Annotated in this window: 18 protein-coding genes; all 18 read right to left on the bottom strand. The window is 51.4% G+C overall.

Features of this window, described 5'->3' with window-relative positions; genetic code table 11:
* Positions 1 to 423: 423 nt before the first annotated feature.
* The 18 genes from GA566_RS26645 to GA566_RS26560 all read right to left on the bottom strand — a co-directional run bounded on the left by GA566_RS26645 (position 424) and on the right by GA566_RS26560 (position 12,833).
* Positions 424 to 774, bottom strand: a complete 351-nt coding sequence (locus GA566_RS26645; protein ID WP_137926626.1) for a DUF596 domain-containing protein — start codon at positions 772 to 774, stop codon at positions 424 to 426.
* Positions 771 to 1,268 (bottom strand): hypothetical protein, encoded by a 498-nt coding sequence (locus GA566_RS26640; protein WP_160474507.1) that lies wholly within the window; start codon positions 1,266 to 1,268, stop codon positions 771 to 773. Before GA566_RS26640 ends, GA566_RS26645 begins: the two co-directional genes overlap by 4 nt.
* A gap of 637 nt (positions 1,269 to 1,905) precedes the next feature.
* Entirely contained in the window at positions 1,906 to 2,166 is a 261-nt protein-coding gene (locus GA566_RS26635) for a hypothetical protein (RefSeq protein ID WP_160474506.1), read from the bottom strand.
* 313 nt (positions 2,167 to 2,479) lie between these two features.
* On the bottom strand, positions 2,480 to 2,785 hold the full coding sequence (locus GA566_RS26630) for a hypothetical protein (protein ID WP_237380685.1): 306 nt from the start codon (positions 2,783 to 2,785) through the stop codon (positions 2,480 to 2,482).
* Positions 2,769 to 3,275, bottom strand: a complete 507-nt coding sequence (locus GA566_RS26625; protein ID WP_160474505.1) for a hypothetical protein — start codon at positions 3,273 to 3,275, stop codon at positions 2,769 to 2,771. The genes GA566_RS26630 and GA566_RS26625 overlap by 17 nt, the downstream gene beginning before the upstream one ends.
* Positions 3,276 to 3,685: 410 nt before the next feature.
* The gene (locus tag GA566_RS26620) at positions 3,686 to 4,177 is read right to left on the bottom strand and encodes a hypothetical protein (RefSeq protein ID WP_160474504.1); all 492 of its coding nucleotides are present in this window, start codon (positions 4,175 to 4,177) and stop codon (positions 3,686 to 3,688) included.
* Positions 4,177 to 4,809, bottom strand: coding sequence for a hypothetical protein (locus tag GA566_RS33025; RefSeq protein ID WP_202126870.1), 633 nt, complete (start codon positions 4,807 to 4,809; stop codon positions 4,177 to 4,179). Before GA566_RS33025 ends, GA566_RS26620 begins: the two co-directional genes overlap by 1 nt.
* Before the next feature lie 204 nt (positions 4,810 to 5,013).
* Entirely contained in the window at positions 5,014 to 5,502 is a 489-nt protein-coding gene (locus GA566_RS26610; RefSeq protein WP_160474503.1) for a hypothetical protein, read from the bottom strand.
* Positions 5,492 to 6,082, bottom strand: a complete 591-nt coding sequence (locus GA566_RS26605) for a ShlB/FhaC/HecB family hemolysin secretion/activation protein (protein ID WP_160474502.1) — start codon at positions 6,080 to 6,082, stop codon at positions 5,492 to 5,494. The genes GA566_RS26610 and GA566_RS26605 overlap by 11 nt, the downstream gene beginning before the upstream one ends.
* A gap of 196 nt (positions 6,083 to 6,278) precedes the next feature.
* Positions 6,279 to 6,671, bottom strand: coding sequence for a hypothetical protein (locus GA566_RS26600; protein ID WP_160474501.1), 393 nt, complete (start codon positions 6,669 to 6,671; stop codon positions 6,279 to 6,281).
* A gap of 101 nt (positions 6,672 to 6,772) precedes the next feature.
* Positions 6,773 to 7,030 (bottom strand): hypothetical protein, encoded by a 258-nt coding sequence (locus tag GA566_RS26595; protein ID WP_160474500.1) that lies wholly within the window; start codon positions 7,028 to 7,030, stop codon positions 6,773 to 6,775.
* Between the two features lie 153 nt (positions 7,031 to 7,183).
* Positions 7,184 to 8,938, bottom strand: coding sequence for a ShlB/FhaC/HecB family hemolysin secretion/activation protein (locus GA566_RS26590; RefSeq protein WP_160474499.1), 1,755 nt, complete (start codon positions 8,936 to 8,938; stop codon positions 7,184 to 7,186).
* A 39-nt stretch (positions 8,939 to 8,977) separates the two neighbouring features.
* Positions 8,978 to 9,532: a hypothetical protein gene (locus tag GA566_RS26585; protein WP_160474498.1), complete on the bottom strand. Its 555-nt coding sequence runs from the start codon at positions 9,530 to 9,532 to the stop codon at positions 8,978 to 8,980.
* A 174-nt stretch (positions 9,533 to 9,706) separates the two neighbouring features.
* Positions 9,707 to 10,213 (bottom strand): hypothetical protein, encoded by a 507-nt coding sequence (locus GA566_RS26580; protein ID WP_137928616.1) that lies wholly within the window; start codon positions 10,211 to 10,213, stop codon positions 9,707 to 9,709.
* A gap of 259 nt (positions 10,214 to 10,472) precedes the next feature.
* The gene (locus GA566_RS26575; RefSeq protein WP_160474497.1) at positions 10,473 to 10,862 is read right to left on the bottom strand and encodes a hypothetical protein; all 390 of its coding nucleotides are present in this window, start codon (positions 10,860 to 10,862) and stop codon (positions 10,473 to 10,475) included.
* Entirely contained in the window at positions 10,859 to 11,332 is a 474-nt protein-coding gene (locus GA566_RS26570; protein ID WP_160474496.1) for a hypothetical protein, read from the bottom strand. The genes GA566_RS26575 and GA566_RS26570 overlap by 4 nt, the downstream gene beginning before the upstream one ends.
* Complete coding sequence (locus tag GA566_RS33020) at positions 11,332 to 11,565, bottom strand: hypothetical protein (protein ID WP_202126869.1); 234 nt, start codon at positions 11,563 to 11,565, stop codon at positions 11,332 to 11,334. Before GA566_RS33020 ends, GA566_RS26570 begins: the two co-directional genes overlap by 1 nt.
* Positions 11,566 to 12,656: 1,091 nt before the next feature.
* Positions 12,657 to 12,833 (bottom strand): hypothetical protein, encoded by a 177-nt coding sequence (locus tag GA566_RS26560; RefSeq protein WP_160474495.1) that lies wholly within the window; start codon positions 12,831 to 12,833, stop codon positions 12,657 to 12,659.
* Between the last annotated feature and the right edge of the window lie 33 nt (positions 12,834 to 12,866).

Genomic DNA, 12,866 nt, shown 5'->3' with positions numbered 1-12,866 from the left:
TCCATGTTTCCGCGTTGACCACTTCGCACTGGAAGTCCCCACAGATCTTCCGGCGGACCTCCACTCAGCGCGCGCGATTGCCTCGGCGCGGACTGTAGGGGCATTCACCGCTGCGGCGCGTTCGCGGGCTTCCCATTGCTGGCGGTTGCGCTGGTCTTGCTCGGCGTTGGTCAGGGCGGCGGCTTGACCTGAAGGCAACGGGACCTGCGCCATCACGGATAACGGCAAGCTTCGAGAAGCCAAGCTTTCATTTCACAGTAACTTGTCCTGTCTTCCATCTCCAACCTCATCGACGGCGCACAATCGCACCATTATTGTCGTAAACGCTTATTTTGATATTTATCACCAAACATTTTTATAAGCTTGGAACAGCTCGCACATGGCGATCGCTCAGTTGGGAAAGTTAAGATGTTCATGGACCATCTAAGTCCATACCTCCGCTCCGTTCGCGTCAACCCAGACAACGCCAGCCGGCGCATCAGCTAGAAACCACATGCCAAAGCCATCAAGATCATCCTCGTTGGGTTCCGTGGGCCACGAAGCCCTGAGCAGGGCAAGCTGATCCTCCTCGCTTCCGGCAAGCATGATGCCACCACTGCCGAGCCTCACAACTCCTGCCGACATGAGGCTTCGCAGTATGGAAAAAAACATCGCAGTCCTGTCCACACAGATCCCCTCGGACTCTAGACCAACCGTCATATGTTGCCAGATGGCACCCATCGAAAGCCCAAATGCACTACGACGGACGCGTTCAATCAGTTCATCATTCTTCATTTAAATTTGATCTCCACCCGACGCCCGCTATTTATCGATGCATCGATTACATCAATGGTCCACGATGCACCACTCTGCTGGCCAGATGTCGAAAAATTACGTAGCGTTATCTTTGCACCGGATTCCGTGGTTGCCGAAAAAACATCGCCTTTTCCCGCCACCGTTCTTACTGTTGGTATCTCGTCGACACCAGCCAGTTTTCTGAAGTAGCTCATCACGTCGGCCGTTGTGGCTCCCGCATAGACTGGCGCGCCCAAGCTGACCTCCGGGTCCGCTTTCAATACCTTTCCATCCAAACTTATTTGAAAATCCTTTGGTTGGACTGCGGGATTGTTGAACTGTGCAGCAAGTTCGTCAATCTTCCTTTGAGATTGCAATTGAAGGATTGTCCCCGACCCCTTGCCCGTCAACGTCGGCCCCGCTGGATTCTGCGCCAGGCGCCTTAGAGCGGCGGCCTCTCCCTCCACGAGCGAGCCGACTGCACTTGCGGTCACTACCGCTCCCGTTCCGGCCGGCATGGCTCCGCCAGCGACAATCTCTCCGGTAGTAATGCCTGCGTTGTTGAGTCAAAGAACAGGATTGGCAGCACATGCGCTCGCCGCCGCAACGGCGTTGCCGCTGTGCCCAGTTGGCGCAAGGACGGCCGGTGGGAGTCGTGGGTTCGCATTGACAACATCACCAGCGGCCCCAGCGAGACTTACCCCACGCGCGAGGAAGCCATCGCCGCAGGCCTCGCGTGGCGGGCAGGACCGCAACAGCAGCCATAGAAACGAAGAACCCGGCAGCGAGGCCGGGTTCAGGTTGTTAGCTTGCTATTTTCGCCCTTGTCCACGGGGCGCTAGCAGAGTCGCGCCAAGCATGCCACCCCAATGGCAGATCAGAAAGCTGCTGCACAGTTGGATCAATCTCTACAACGCATCGCAGACTAACGAGCATCGCATCGGACTCGCTTACTGGCTCTGTCTGACTGGTGTAAAACTGCCATGCCCCATCATCGCTATCATGCGACACGTACGCAATCCAAGCGTGCTCCGTGACAATCGTTCGATTGACGATGACCGCTACGTTTGGCTGATCGCCAAAGGGCCAGCTTTCTAGGCTCATGGGCTATTTATTTGACTTCGCTCGGTTTTACTCACGAGAGAGCACTTGCGCATTGCTGTAGCGATTACTGCCTCTGGCAACATCGGGATCAGCCGGACTCTTCGGCACAATATGGTCGATCTGTGCAGCATTTTGGGGAGGAGTAACCCCCGCCTGACTTTTCTCTGGCGTCACCAATTCTTGGCCGTCAAGATCTGATCTTAGCACTCCACCGTTTCTTTCTAGGTTCTGCTGGTAAATTTTCGCCTTCTGTGCCTGCGTGAAAGTTCTTCGCGCCTCGACCAGCACTCTTCAACTCGTTGCCAACGTAGTTCAGCTCGCGTGTCTGAAGATCCCGCACGGTGTGAGCTACCGGGTCATACTGATACATCCCCGTGGATTTCAGCTGCGCCTGTTCAGCCGTGTATTGCTGGCCACGCTGCTTTTCTGCATAGCTAGGGTCATCTAGGCGCTGCTGCTCTTCCTGGCTCTTACCACGCTGCAAGTCCGCCAACTTCTAACGACGAACCCGGCTTCACACGGCCGGGTTCGGATCTTTGCATGCATGTGTGCCACAGGCCTATGCTGCAGGCCAATGGATGCCAAGTCAGCAGTGTATTGGCTACTCCTTACGCAAATACACGTACCAAGCAAGCATACAGTCTCGATAAGTTTGCGGGGCATCGAGTCTTACGCACTCCGCCTCAACGGATGCCTCTTCAAAGTGCGAAGCCACCTCTGTCCCGACCTCGTCCATCATCTCACGATCGACATCCGAGATCGGACCATCAAAGACGGCCTTCATTTTGACGTCCCCACCTTCAAATTCGCAGCTTATGGCGCGTATGTTGGGGCTGATCCTTCCTAGCAAGGCTGTCTGCATGGCGAGAAGTAGCCGGCGCGTAATGTCTTCAGTACTCATCATCATGTTTCATATTTCTCCGAAGAAGATACGCGCGAAATTGATCGTCACCATCAATCTCAAGTAGATTGATTAATTTCGCTACCGCCTCAGATATCGATGGAAATCTCGACCACAAATCCCAAGGACCTTCTGGAGAAAAGTAATACCAATACCCGGTCAATGCATCACTGGGAGGAGCAACGGCGCCACTTCTTATTCCATCAAGGACAGGAGCCAAATTGACTTCATACAATTCCTTAAGCTGCGCGTCCTCTCCAGCCGCCGGCCGGATAAGCTCCTCTACGCTCACAACTTGAAGCAAAATTAAGTTATTCAATGTAGTCATATTCACTGCAATTTTATTAACCCGCCGGATATCATTTTCGGCGGAGTGAACTACGATTGCATGAAGTGCGGATCTCGCGCTCTCGGTTTCGGAAGTGCCCTTGCCAAGCGAATCAGCCAGAGTTCGAAAATTGAACCGTCCCCCGTAAATCCCAACGCGCGATGACATCGCTAATTCCTCCTGAATTCAGTCGAATCTGGGTTAGTCATGCCCATTGCAGCATACGAATGATTAGGATGATGAGATTACTCGACCGTGGCCTTGGCAGGCTTGGCTACAGTCAATGCTCTGTCGATCGGCTTTTTGGCGGATTAAACCAATCTGGATCCACCATCAGCCGCTGAAAGAACTCAATTAGCGAGTCGCAGATTCTGTCACCCCACATCCAGGAGACGGCATTTGGGTTGTCACTGCGGGGTCGGAGACACAAAAACAGATCGAGGTCCCGATCGAAAAATGGGAGAACGTCAGGTTGGATTTCAGTGTACGGCATCATCCATTCACATGTTCCGTCGAGCAATTTCGGTATATCCGTCGGGTGAATCACGGAATTATGTGAATGTGAAAGAATCACGGAATTATGTGAATGTGAAAAAAAGCGGGCTTCTTCCCCTGACTGCAATCTTCCCTCCTACAGCATAGCAAAACGGAACGCCGTTGCGCTCACCCGACACTTCCGAACCTAATTCGCCGACCCCTAGGTAGATTGCTGGAATTTTCACTCCCCGCATTCCAAAGCAGATTTCGTGACGGCGCCTGTATTCGAACAGCTCGTCCAGTTGCTCATCTAGATAGGCATCGAAGTTCTCATACGTAGTCTCAATGGATCTGTGAATTGATCCACACCATTGAACAAACTTTGGAAGAGATTCTTTTTCCATGTGGGACTTATTGTCCTTAAGCCAACCTACCAGTTCATCGAGATTCCATTCGACGTCCAAAATGACATAACTTTTCCCACTGTCGAGAACAGATAGCACAATCTGACCCACGCGGTTTCCTGCTGGGAATCCCAAATCTGTTACGGATTTATTTTGCGACAGGGAGAATTCAAGATTCAGTTCGCTCATCACTTCCCCTTGATAAGTTTTCCATATTCGGCTTTATTAATATCACCGCGCTGCAATAGCGCTCTCAACACACTTGCCGGAACTTCATTGCCCGGAACTGGATAGCCATGCCATCCTCCAACATTATCAGGCTGGAATTCATACACTCTCCCATCGGAAACGCCGTAACGCTGCTTTCCGCCTTGCACGGAATTATTCAGCACTTGCTGTGCTGCTGAATCCTCTAGATCCATGGGCATACCCCATCCACCAACGTCGTGTTTCGGGCTCGGCGCGTACTTGGGTGCGTCATTCCCGCTACTGAAGATCGCCCCAAGTGCTTCAACAATCTTTAGCGGGTTGGGCAGTATTCCACCAACTACTGCCCCAATGGTATCTGCTGTATCGACAATTGGCTTCGATTGATCAGCACGGAGTCGGTAATGGGATGAACTTGGAACGTCCCGTCGCTCGAGGACGCCAGTGATGCACTGGCGCCGATGAACCCAAACATGGCAAGCGCCACGCTCCGGAGCGACTTTGCGAAGGTGTAAAAAGGCATGATTCGTATAGTCTTGAATGGGCGTGCCGTTTGCGCTAAGGACAAGCGGCATGACTTGATGATGGCCAGCGGTCTCGGGGTGGAAACTCATTCGCTCAGCGGAACACCAAGATGAGGCGAAGGGAAAAGTAGATCGTATAGCACCGAAGTAGTCTCGTGCCCCTACTAACGCGCCACAGAAGGTTGTCGGACTAGTGAAATTCCGTACGTACTGGAGTCTTCGAAGTCGGAACAGCAGAGCAACGCTGCGCATCGCGCAAATCAATTTTCGAATAAAACGACGTGGATTCGTGAGCTATTTCTTCGATTTTGATGGACCTGCTACGGAACTAATAGCTCCTTTCACGTCCTCGGTTGAATTCATCAACATCGTTGCATCAATGTAGCCTTCAAGATCGGCACTCAGCCAGCTTTCCCCATCTCTCTTTACGTGGAACTTCACAACAACGCAAAGTTCGTCAGCGGAAAGAGCGGCGACGAGAACGAGACTTGTGAATTTGTTCCAGACTTGAAAGATGCGGTGTATGAATTGGATTGCTTGAGGTAGAGGAAATGTTTCATCGTAATCTTCGATATGAAGTGAATTAATGAAACATTCATACCCTGTAGCGTCTTTGAAGTCTCTCCGGCTAACGTTTATTTCTCTTTCAAACAAAGAAGCCAGAAGATAGCAGTCTCCGACGACTTGAAATCCCCGTTCTGCTATCGACACCAATTCAGGAGTGAGCTCGCGGGTTACTGGAGAACTCACTAATAGGCGCTGCATCTCATTGTTAAGCTTCATCACTTCGCTCCGAGATATTGCCCCACAAATCAGGATCACTGAAACGGATATCGCCGATGACGCCGGGAATCAGCGCGAGTTTCAACGTGCCCGTTGACAGGTCCTGCTCGGGCACCAGTACGCGAGTGGTGACGTAGCCTTTCGACAGAATCGTTTGCGAAAGTCCCTTCACCAAGGTTTCGACGCCCTGCTTGCCAACGCATCGGACTAGATAGTGTTCCAGCCACTGCCTCGCAAATGCAAAGGGGTCCATCGGCAACGCCGAGGCTCCCGCAGACTGGGGGTCAGCCGGAAGATCTTGGGGGACTTCCAGTGCGAAGCGGTCAACGTGGAAACAAGGGGTTTCCGTTGGCAGCGCCGGATACTCAGCGCGCGCGATTGCCTCGGCGCGGACTGCGGGCGCGTTAACGACAGCGGCGCGTTCGCGTGCCTCCTGTTGCTGGCGGTTGCGCTGGTCTTGTTCGGCGTTGGTCAGGGCGGCCTGACCGGACGGTGGTGGGACCTGTGCCAGCGCAAACAACGGGGTTAGGAACAGTTCAAGCGCAAGTGACGCGCTCCTGGCAAATAGCGACGAGTTCATGGACGATACAAGTGCCAGGCGGGACTCTGGTGTTCGCCGGACGAGTGTGTTGATAGGGAATGGACTAACTAGCTGATCGCAGGGTCCGCATCATCCTCCAAAGCAGTTGCCAGCTTGTTTCCGGGTACTGCTTAACGACGCTGTCGTTCCGACTACGTGCAAGACCCTCGCATCCAAGAACTTCTACCAGCGCCACTCAAAATTCCAAAAAATGCCGAATTCCTTGATCGTCTCGAGTCGCGTAAATTGATTCGTACTGAAAAGATAGCACCCAATTTGCGGCGGAAACTCTGGAGATTTCCACTAAAAAATTTTTTAATTGTCTCCGACATTCATCAAGGTTTTCGATGACGTAAACAAAAATACACCGCATCCCTACGACCCAATTCCCTTCATAGCCCTCGGCGTTAATTTTAGATTTCTCAATACTCTCACTTTGAAATGAAAAATACATATTAGAGAGTGGAAAATTCCCTCTTATACTGCGACCATTCACATAAAAATCTTTCACACCAGATGAGACCAAAGCTTTTCTAAAATCGACTTCTGAGATCCCGGCCTCAGCCTCAAATACCATCATGATTGACATCTTATCCTCCGATCAAAATAGCATTTCCATTTTTAATAATGCCGCTGGAGGGTGCGTTGATCTTGCTCAGCTTTGGTAAAGGCGGCGGTCGTTTGCGCTACTCAATCACTCTCCCAATAGCCTCTCTTCTTCGGTAGATCCGACTCACCTCGCTCCTTTCGACGCAGTGCGCTGAATTCTTTAGCGAACTGATAGGTTATCCCTGCGAGAAATATCAAGTAGACCGGCATGCCAACGATAACTGGCCTCCAACTCGCTCCTTGTGCAAGACTAAATATCAGTGCAAACAGCGGCAACGAAAAACACCCGACATAGCCGATTAAGAATTTACGGTACAGTTTCTTCCGTTCGGTAGTCATGATTTTTTCTCCTGCTCAAATCTTTCTCAATTTCTGTCTACATCGGCCCCGGAATAATTTGATTTCCCGCTGCACCCATCGGCTTTGGAAGCAACCCACTAAACGAATTGCCCAGTGCCGATGAACCAGCCGTTGGCATCGCCGCCGCTATCGCTAATACTGATAAACCACCTGCACCCCACCCGTCACCCCTGCCGTGTGGAACTGCTCCGGCTTGTACACGGGCATTCCCAGAAACACATCATACGAGACACCGCCGAATTTCTGCGAACCCACGCCACCTCGAACGCCGATGACTGCGCCGGCCAATTGAGTGCCTACCAGCGCCGCCGTGGCTGGACCGTAGACTCGGCCATAGTCCAGGCCGGCGTAAAGGGCCTGGCCGGTTGAACCGAGTGGTGCCTGCAACTCGTTGCGCCAATAGAATCCGCGCTCGCCCGCCAGCAGGCTTTCTCCATCGAAGCCTCGCACGGTGTATCGACTGCCGATGGTCAGGTCATCGACATAGTAGAGGCGGTCGTTCGTGAACTGGCCGCGGATGGTGGTTACGTAACGGAATGGCTGCGCGGCAATCTTGAAGGGGACCAAGAGGTTGGCGTCGAGGACGGCCATGCGGAAGCGCCATGTGGGGCCATCGTCTGCGGCCAGCGCATCGGGCTGCGCGCCCATCGCCCCGATGCCTTGACGGAACGAGAGCGTCGCGTCCAGTTGCGATTGCCCGAAGTAGTGCCGATCCGTCATCCCGAGTTCGACGATCGTGTTGTTGCGGCGCTGCTGCGGAATCTCCGTATCCTCGATATAGCTCTTGCCGAATCGGCGCGTCAGTCGGACCTGCATGCCGAAGACATCGTTCTGGCTGCGACTCAGCACGCGATGCAACTTCAAATCCACGTTCTCGGACTTGCCGCTCGACACAAACGTGGTGTTCACACCCGCGATCTGCTGGAAGTAGTTGCTGCTGTAAGCCGACAGCGTGGCTGTCCAATATCCCCACGGCACCGAGTAGTAGCCATTCCAGCCGCGCGTGCCGTGTTCCTTGTTGTTGAACTGCAAATCCTGGCTGTAGCCAACGTTGAAGATGTCGCTCAGCCCCAGCGGATTGTCGATGCCCAAACTCACGTTGCCTTGCCATTTCCCGGTGGAACGCGAACCCGAGTTATCGACCGATGCCACCAGCGTCCACGGCTTGTTGCGCTTGATGGCAATGACGACATCGCTGCGCCCCGGCACTGAGGTCGGCACGATTTGCATATCGACATCCTGACTCGCCACACGCTTCATCTGCTCCAGCCCCTGCTCCAGATCGCGCAGGTTCAGCAGTTCGCCTGGCGCCGTCGGGAAAGCCGTCTTCCACGTGCCCCACAAATCAGGATCACTGAAACGGATATCGCCGATGACGCCGGGAATCAGCGCGAGTTTCAACGTGCCCGATGACAGGTCCTGCTCCGGCACTAGTACGCGGGTGGTGACGTAGCCTTTCGAGAGGATCGTTTGCGAAAGTCCCTTCACCAAGGTTTCGACGCCCTGCTTGCCAACGCACTGGCCTTGATAGTGTTCTAGCCACTGCCTCGCAAATGCAAAGGGGTCCATCGGCAACGCCGAGGCTCCCGCAGACTGGGGGTCAGCCGGAAGATCTTGGGGGACTTCCAGTGCGAAGCGGTCAACGTGGAAACAAGGGGTTTCCGTTGGCAGCGCCGGATACTCAGCGCGCGCGATTGCCTCGGCGCGGACTGCGGGCGCGTTAACGACAGCGGCGCGTTCGCGTGCCTCCTGTTGCTGGCGGTTGCGTTGGTCTTGTTCGGCGTTGGTTAGGGCGGCATTGGTTTGCGCAGTTGCTTGAAATGACAAACTCAGAAGGCCGGACGCGAGTGAGATCGCAGTGGAGACATATGAAGGTTTGATGAGCATCGAGGCAAAGTGGATCAGGCAGGACCTTTGCAAATCTCTTTATGAGGCTAAAGCATACGACCTAAGAAATGATCTCGCGGTCAAGCTTTCCGCTCCAGATCCAGATCGCATTTTCAAAAGTGAATAAATCGAAATAAAATCAGACTCAAGTCCAGACATAAATTCATTTTTTTTCGTCGATTTTTTTACAGCTATAACACCTATCTCCTCCCGTGAACTTTCGAAAGAAATCCAATCGAACGCAGCGTTGAACAAAATTATTGGGTAACCAACTTTCCCGCCCATGAAATCTGAAAAGTATTTTTCAACGATTTCTACAGTCGAATTCACATCGTTTTTATTAACAATCAGGCAAGAATCTTCCAGCAACTCCTCTCCTGAGAATTTCACATACATTTTCTTATCAAAAACTCTAAAATTTTCCGTTATCAATTTGAAAAAAACTTCCGAAAAGTCAAATAATGGCCTTTCAAAAAAAAAGAAATCAAAATCGTAACCTTTGAAAACATTTCCAGGCAAATCAATCTTGAAATCAAGATGCCGAGAGAGCTGGCATATCACTTCAGACATTTCGTTACGTCGCAGTTTCTGCACGGCAGTCTTCAGTCTCCAATAAACCTGATTTTTTCGGTTGGCCTCCTCGCCCCAGAAATGGCTAGTGAAGCCGATAGTGTTCTGTGTAAGGGGATGCCTCACTCCGCCCAGCTGCCGACGCGCCAGCGCAACCTACGATTGCATGGAACGCTGCGAGTGCCTTGGGCTATTGCTTCACCGCATCCAAAAAGGAGACTCATCTGGCCCGAGTCCGTCGTATTCTGCTAATGAACGCTTCTTATCGGCGGCGAAGTCTGGTAGATCCGTTTTTACAATCCTGACCGGTTTGTATAGTGCCCAATCCATGAGAAAACCATTAGCGGATTCCACACAATAAGCGAGCCCCTCGAAGTATTTACAAAAAACATCCGAAAGCGTTGGCAATGACCAATTCAATCGTGTTTTGCCAGCTTCGTCGATTAATGAATTTTCATCTAGTGGCGCACTACCCGGCAGGCTACCGAAGACTTCTTGGACGCTCTTCATTAGTCGAATCGCGACCTCTAGTTCTTCTTGTCTCAAATACCGTTTGTACAGCCGGTCCGAGACAATGCTCCAGTCCGCAGCTGGAGACTTCTGTACCACGAAACACTCAATGCAGCGAAAAAAGAAGGCTACATCTGCGGGGTTGCCGAGCTCGAAAATCGAACTACCCCCGTGAAACCCGACGCGCGATGACATCGCTAATTCCTCTTGAATTCAGTCGAATCTGGGTTAGTCATGCCCATTGCAGCATACGAATGATTAGGATGATGAGATTACTCGACCGTGGCCTTGGCAGGCTTGGCTACAGTCAATGCTCTGTCGATCGGCTTTTTGGCGGATTAAACCAATCTGGATCCACCATCAGCCGCTGAAAGAACTTAATTAGCGAGTCGCAGATTCTGTCACCCCACATCCAGTAGACGGCATTTGGGTTGTCACTGCGGGGTCGGAGACACTAAAACAGATCGAGGTCCCGATCGAAAAATGGGAGAACGTCAGGTTGGATTTCAGTGTACGGCATCATCCATTCACATGTTCCGTCGAACAATTTCGGTATATCCGTCGGGTGAATCACGGAATTATGTGAATGTGAAAAAAAGCGGGCTTCTTCCCCTGACTGCAATCTTCCCTCGCCGATTCCAACGTAGAAAGTGCGCAATTCGTTTGGGAACGCATAGCCGAGCTTCTTTTCGGCTTCAAATATCAGGTCATTATTGACTGGAAAAAAACCATTTTCGAACAATCCAAGACGCAAGGTTGACGAAGGGATGCGGACAAGAGGCTTCAAGAATTCGAACATATCGTACGGATACGGACACAGGGCATTGTGTTCTTCGATAGTCAATTCGCCAGCCTTCCTAAGAAAGCTTTCAGATCTACAGCATAGCAAAACCGAACGCCGTTGCGCTCACCCGACACTTCCGAACCTAATTCGCCAATCCCTATGTAGATTGCTGGAATTTTCACTCCCCGCATTCCAAAGCAGATTTCGTGACGGCGCCTGTATTCGAACAGCTCGTCCAGTTGCTCATCTAGATAGGCATCGAAGTTCTCATACGTAGTCTCAATGGACCTGTGAATTGATCCACACCATTGAACAAACGTTGGAAGAGATTCTTTTTCCATGTGGGACTTATTGTCCTTAAACCAACCTACCAGTTCATCAAGATTCCATTCGACGTCCAAAATGACATAACTTTTCCCACTGTCGAGAACAGATAGCACAATCTGACCCACGCGGTTTCCTGCTGGGAATCCCAAATCTGTTGCGGATTTATTTTGCGACAGGGAGAATTCAAGATTCAGTTCGCTCATCACTTCCCCTTGATAAGTTTTCCATATTCGGCTTTATTAATATCACCGCGCTGCAATAGCGCTCTCAACACACTTGTCGGAACTTCATTGCCCGGAACTGGATAGCCATGCCATCCCCCAACATTATCAGGCTGGAATTCATACACTCTCCCATCGGAAACGCCGTAACTCTGCTTTCCGCCTTGCACGGAATTATTCAGCACTTGCTGTGCTGCTGAATCCTCTAGATCCATGGGCATACCCCATCCGCCAACGTCGTGTTTCGGGCTCGGCGCGTACTTGGGTGCGTCATTCCCGCTACTGAAGATCGCCCCGAGTCCTTCAACAATCTTTAGCGGGTTGGGCAATATTCCACCAACTACTGCCCCAATGGTATCTGCTGTATCGACAATCGGCTTCGATTGATCAGCACGGAGTCGGTAATGGGATGAACTTGGAACGTCCCGTCGCCCGAGGACGCCAGTGATTCACTGGCGCCGATGAACCCAAACATGGCAAGCGCCACGCTCCGGAGCGACTTTGCGAAGGTGTAAAAAGGCATGATTCGTATAGTCTTGAATGGGCTTGCCGTTTGCGCTAAGGACAAGCGGCATGACTTGATGATGGCCAGCGGTCTCGGGGTGGAAACTCATTCGCTCAGCGGAACACCAAAATGAGGCGAAGGGAAAAGTAGGTCGTATAGCACCGAAGTAGTCTCGTGCCCCTACTTACGCGCCACAGAAGGTTGTCGGACTAGTGAAATTCCGTACGTACTGGAGTCTTCGAAGTCGGAACAGCAGAGCAACGCTGCGCATCGCGCAAATCGATCTTCGAATAAAACGACGTGGATTCGTGAGCTATTTCTTCGATTTTGATGGACCTGCAACGGCACTAATAGCTCCTTTCACGTCCTCGGTTGAATTCATCAACATCGTTGCATCAATGTAGCCTTCAAGATCGGCACTCAGCCAGCTTTCCCCATCTCTCTTTACGTGGAACTTCACAACAACGCAAAGTTCGTCAGCGGAAAGAGCGGCGACGAGAACGAGACTTGTGAATTTGTTCCAGACTTGAAAGATGCAGTGTATGAATTGGATTGCTTGAGGTAGAGGAAATGTTTCATCGTAATCTTAGATATGAAGTGAATTAATGAAACATTCATACCCTGTAGCGTCTTTGAAGTCTCTCCGGCTAACGTTTATTTCTCTTTCAAACAAAGAAGCCAGAAGATAGCAGTCTCCGACGACTTGAAATCCTCGTTCTGCTATCGACACCAATTCAGAAGTGAGCTCGCGGGTTACTGGAGAACTCACTAGTAGGCGCTGCATCTCATTGTTGAGCTTCATCACTTCGCTCCGAGATATTTAGTAAGACCTTTTTGAATAGCATTGCTAAAACTAGGATTGTCGAGAAGTTTGTTAACGGAATTTGGTGCACCCGGGAGGCTATTTGTGCCGTGATCGTACAAGTACTGCGCTACCGGTAGCGTGATCTGCGCCAGCTTCTTCCGATCAGTAGTCATGACTTTTATATCCTGCTCAAATCCTTCTCAATT

The sequence above is a fragment of the Cupriavidus sp. SW-Y-13 genome, assembly GCF_009793345.1.
Taxonomy (GTDB): Bacteria; Pseudomonadota; Gammaproteobacteria; order Burkholderiales; family Burkholderiaceae; genus Cupriavidus.
This window is presented reverse-complemented; position numbering and strand designations above follow the sequence as displayed.

What these genes read in the sequence shown, in the direction of transcription:
- GA566_RS26645 (WP_137926626.1), bottom strand. Translation starts at nt 774, where the DNA reads ATGAAGAATGATGAACTGATTGAACGCGTCCGTCGTAGTGCATTTGGG.
- GA566_RS26630 (WP_237380685.1), bottom strand. Translation starts at nt 2,785, where the DNA reads ATGATGATGAGTACTGAAGACATTACGCGCCGGCTACTTCTCGCCATG.
- GA566_RS26625 (WP_160474505.1), bottom strand. Translation starts at nt 3,275, where the DNA reads ATGTCATCGCGCGTTGGGATTTACGGGGGACGGTTCAATTTTCGAACT.
- GA566_RS26620 (WP_160474504.1), bottom strand. Translation starts at nt 4,177, where the DNA reads ATGAGCGAACTGAATCTTGAATTCTCCCTGTCGCAAAATAAATCCGTA.
- GA566_RS33025 (WP_202126870.1), bottom strand. Translation starts at nt 4,809, where the DNA reads ATGAGTTTCCACCCCGAGACCGCTGGCCATCATCAAGTCATGCCGCTT.
- GA566_RS26610 (WP_160474503.1), bottom strand. Translation starts at nt 5,502, where the DNA reads ATGAAGCTTAACAATGAGATGCAGCGCCTATTAGTGAGTTCTCCAGTA.
- GA566_RS26605 (WP_160474502.1), bottom strand. Translation starts at nt 6,082, where the DNA reads ATGAACTCGTCGCTATTTGCCAGGAGCGCGTCACTTGCGCTTGAACTG.
- GA566_RS26600 (WP_160474501.1), bottom strand. Translation starts at nt 6,671, where the DNA reads ATGTCAATCATGATGGTATTTGAGGCTGAGGCCGGGATCTCAGAAGTC.
- GA566_RS26595 (WP_160474500.1), bottom strand. Translation starts at nt 7,030, where the DNA reads ATGACTACCGAACGGAAGAAACTGTACCGTAAATTCTTAATCGGCTAT.
- GA566_RS26590 (WP_160474499.1), bottom strand. Translation starts at nt 8,938, where the DNA reads ATGCTCATCAAACCTTCATATGTCTCCACTGCGATCTCACTCGCGTCC.
- GA566_RS26580 (WP_137928616.1), bottom strand. Translation starts at nt 10,213, where the DNA reads ATGTCATCGCGCGTCGGGTTTCACGGGGGTAGTTCGATTTTCGAGCTC.
- GA566_RS26570 (WP_160474496.1), bottom strand. Translation starts at nt 11,332, where the DNA reads ATGAGCGAACTGAATCTTGAATTCTCCCTGTCGCAAAATAAATCCGCA.
- GA566_RS33020 (WP_202126869.1), bottom strand. Translation starts at nt 11,565, where the DNA reads ATGGATCTAGAGGATTCAGCAGCACAGCAAGTGCTGAATAATTCCGTG.
- GA566_RS26560 (WP_160474495.1), bottom strand. Translation starts at nt 12,833, where the DNA reads ATGACTACTGATCGGAAGAAGCTGGCGCAGATCACGCTACCGGTAGCG.